The sequence below is a fragment of the Gordonia sp. p3-SID1431 genome, assembly GCF_025143765.1.
In the GTDB taxonomy this organism is placed as follows: domain Bacteria; phylum Actinomycetota; class Actinomycetes; order Mycobacteriales; family Mycobacteriaceae; genus Gordonia; species Gordonia hongkongensis.
The window spans coordinates 1-3,705 of record NZ_JAMBDT010000178.1; the positions used below are offsets into that span (position 1 = coordinate 1).

Annotated in this window: 3 protein-coding genes; all 3 read right to left on the reverse strand. The window is 66.5% G+C overall.

Annotated features, from left to right (window positions below):
* Window positions 1-84: 84 nt before the first annotated feature.
* The 3 genes from fadD5 to M4D77_RS23585 all read right to left on the reverse strand — a co-directional run bounded on the left by fadD5 (window position 85) and on the right by M4D77_RS23585 (window position 3,494).
* Window positions 85-1,695, reverse strand: coding sequence for a fatty-acid--CoA ligase FadD5 (fadD5, locus tag M4D77_RS23575; RefSeq protein ID WP_068971429.1), 1,611 nt, complete (start codon window positions 1,693-1,695; stop codon window positions 85-87).
* A gap of 189 nt (window positions 1,696-1,884) precedes the next feature.
* Window positions 1,885-3,120 carry an RNA polymerase sigma factor gene (locus M4D77_RS23580; RefSeq protein ID WP_259937701.1) on the reverse strand — a complete coding sequence of 412 codons (1,236 nt, stop codon included), beginning with the start codon at window positions 3,118-3,120 and terminating at the stop codon, window positions 1,885-1,887.
* Complete coding sequence (locus M4D77_RS23585; protein WP_065630007.1) at window positions 3,117-3,494, reverse strand: YciI family protein; 378 nt, start codon at window positions 3,492-3,494, stop codon at window positions 3,117-3,119. The genes M4D77_RS23580 and M4D77_RS23585 overlap by 4 nt, the downstream gene beginning before the upstream one ends.
* Window positions 3,495-3,705 lie beyond the last annotated feature (211 nt).

Sequence of the window (3,705 nt, forward strand, 5' to 3'; positions counted from 1 at the left end):
GCGTCGCCAAGCCCTTCGTGGCTCGCTTCGCTCGCACCTCAGGGAGCATAGAAATCGGACGCTCACCTCAGGGAGCGGGGGTGATCAGTTCGACAGTCCGGCGTCCTTGCTGCCGTAGGCATCTCGGAGCCGTGGCTTGACGACCTTCCCCCCGGCGTTGCGTGGGAGTTCGTCGATGATCACCAGGTCCTTGGGGTGCTTGAACCGCGCGAGGTTCTCGTTGAGGTGCGGCTCGAGATCGGCGAGGGTGAGGTCCTCGACGCCTTCGGCGAGCACGACCACCGCGACCGGCACCTCGCCCCACTTCTCATCCGCGCGACCGATGATCGCGGCCTCGGTGATGCTCGGATGGCTGAACAGGACGTTCTCGACCTCGGCGCAGTAGATGTTCTCGCCGCCCGAGATGATCATGTCCTTGGCGCGGTCGACGACGTAGAGAAAGCCCTCTTCGTCCTGGCGCACCAGGTCGCCCGAGTGGAACCAGCCGCCGCGGAAGGCTTCTGCGGTCGCCTCGGGCTTGTTCCAGTAGCCGATCATCATGTTGGGTCCGCGATACACGATCTCGCCGACCTCACCGGGTTTGACGTCGTTCATCAGCGGATCGACGATACGCGCGGTGACCGCCGGGACGACCTTGCCGATGGAGCCGAGCTTACGCAGTGCATCCTTGCCCTCGAGGATCGTCGTCACCGGCGACATCTCGGTCTGACCGAACGCGGTCATGTTGGCGGCTTCCGGGAAGGATTCATTCATCGCGTTCAGCACGGTGTCCGACGCCGGGGCCGCGCCCCAACTCATCGTGCGCAGCTTGAGCTTCCGGGGACGCGCCTTCTGCGCCGCACACACGGCCTGCCACTGAGCGGGGACCATGAAGACCGACGTGACGCCTTCGCGCTCTAGCGTGTCGAGCATGGTGTCGGGATCGAACGCGCCGAGCGGGTGGAGCACCGCGCGGATCCCGCGGTAGAAGATCGGTGCGAAGCCGCCGATCCCCGCGATGTGGAACAGCGGAGGCACGATGGAGGCGACGTCATCGGAACCGGACTGTGCCCCGGCCGTGGCGATCGTCGTCACCGCCTGCGCCTGGATGTTCTGATGGGTGAGCATGGCGCCCTTGGGTTTTCCGGTGGTGCCCGAGGTGTACATGATGGCGGCGACAGTGTCCTCGGGCACGTCGACCTCCGGCAGGTCCGACGCGCCCTCGGCCAGCAGGGTCTCGAAGTCGAGATGGTCGGCGTTGTCGCTGCCGTCGACGACGATGATGGTCTCGATCTGACCGGTCGACCCGGCGACCGCGTCCGCGATCGGCGCGAGGAGGGTCTCGGTGACGACGACCTTCGCACCGCTGTCGGTGACGAGATAGGCCACCTCGGCGGGGCTCATGCGGATGTTGACCGGTACCGGGATGGCGCCGATGAGAGTGGCCCCGAGAATCGCCTCGATGTACTCGGTGCGGTTGAGCAGGGCCATCAGAACCCGATCACCGAATTGGACACCCCGCCGGTGGAGTGCGGCTCCGAAGGCGCGCGACCGGTCGTCGAGTTCCTTCCAGGTCGTGTTCTTGTCGAGATAGGTGATCGCCGTGTTGTCCGGGGTCATCATGGCGTGCCGGCGGACCTGGTTGTTCCAGTGATTGCGGCGCGAGCGGTACGGCTCGGTGGTCAGATCGTTCGTGACCTCGGCACTTGCAGTCATGACTGCCTCCATTCGTCGAGCGAGGCTCGACCCGTTGTGAAGCCCTCGGTGAGGGTCCGGCCACTGTTGTGTCCCGAGTCACACATTAGGTCGTCGGTGTTGCCAGAATCAGGCATTCCCGCCGTTTGGTGACACCCGGCCGCCGCCCCCCTCGACCGTGCGTCGGTTCCGTCGGGCTCGCGACGATCCCTACCCAACCTTGCCCGCACGTCGTCGCAGATACCCCCGCGCTCGTTCGTCGCCGGTGAGCTCTGCAGCCCGTTCGAAGTGCTCACGCGCCACGTCGGAGTGCCCGGCCCGAACCAGCAGATCTGCCTTCACCGCGTGGAACGGGCCGAAACCTGCGGCGTCACCGCCCAACTCATCAAGCAGGGAGAGTCCATCTGCGGGAGAACTCGCCCGCCCGACGATCGCAGCGTGGGCGATTCGCGCACCAAGTGTCGACGCCACGGACACGAGCGCGGACGACAGCGACTGTAATGCGGCCCAGTCGACGACACCGGTGCGTGCGCGGTCGGCGTGGACGGACTGCATGGCAGCTTCGAGCTGAAATCGACCGTGTGGCCGGCCGAACGCCGATGCGCGTCGAAGCATCGCTTCCCCGTCCCGGATGAGCGCGACATCCCAGGTGGCCGGATCCTGCTCCTCGAGCGGGATGAACGGGCCGGTCCGTGCCGGCGCCCGCGACAACGACAGCGCGATCAGCGCAGCGAGACCCCACGCCTCAGGATCGTTGAGCAGCGCGGCGAGCGTGACGGCCAGGTGCAGCGACTCCCCCGCCATCGATTCGACGGTGTCGGGATCGGTCCCGTCGGCGTCGTTCCACGCGATCGCGAAACACCCATAGACCGCTTCCAGCACAGCGGGGAGTCTCTCCGGCATCGCCGCGCGGTCGGGAACGACGAACGGTATCCGGGCGTCGCGGATCCGGCGTTTGGCTCGCACGAGACGCTGCGACATCGTTGCGGGGGCGACCGCGAAGGCGGTGGCGATGTCGGCGGCCTCGAAGCCGAGCACCGACTGCAACATGAGTGGCGTGCGGGCGGCTGCGTCGATGGCCGGATGCGCACAGGTGAACAACAACTCGAGGCGCTTGTCGGGAATGGCGTCGGGGTCTACGTCGTCGAAGGGAGTCACGGTGGTTGCTCCGGGAGAGATGGTGTCGTCGAGGATCTTCGACGTACGGTGCGCCGCCGACTTCCAGACGTCGCGCTGCTGGTTGCGTGCGACCGTGAGCAGCCAGCCTTCCGGGTTCGCGGGTACCCCATCTGACGGCCACGAGGTGAGCGCACGTTCGAAGGCGGTTGCCAGTGCATCCTCCGCGAGCGCGAGATCCCCTGACGCGGCGGCGAGAAGCGCGACCAGCCGCGAATACGACTCGCGGGCAGCATGTTCGGCGGCGGTGTGCGCTTCTCGTCGGGTCATGCGTTGGGTGTCCACGCACCATCGACGGTGTAGGTCGCGCCGGGCCTGATCTCCACGACACCCCACTCGATCGGCGGTGCCTGACGCGCCCACTCGATGGCGGCGTCGAGATCGTCGACATCGATGACGACGGTTCCGCCGAGCTGTTCCTTGGTGTCGGCGAAGGGGCCGTCCTGAACGACGAGCCGGCCGTCGACCTTGCGCAGCGTCGTCGTGACGTCCGAGTGCTGTAGGACTTCGGCACTCACGAGCACGCCGGCGTCTTGGAGGGCCGTCGTGTAGGCGGCGAAGGCGGCTTGTCCCTGAGCGATCGCTTCCTCACCGAGGGTCGACGCGTCCATCTCCGGGTAGTGCAGCAGCAGCGAGTAATGCATGATCTGGCCTCTCGTTCAGCGGGCCGCTCGTCGGTCCGTGTGCAGTGATGACGAGCGTGCCGGACGCCATTCGACACATTCGGCACATCGTTCTTCGATTACCGCTGCCCCTAATCAGAAGGAGCGCATAACCCTTGCTCCCTGAGGTGCGAGGAGCGCAAGCGACGAGCCACGAAGGGCCCGGCGAGACAAGTTGCCACACCCTTCGTGG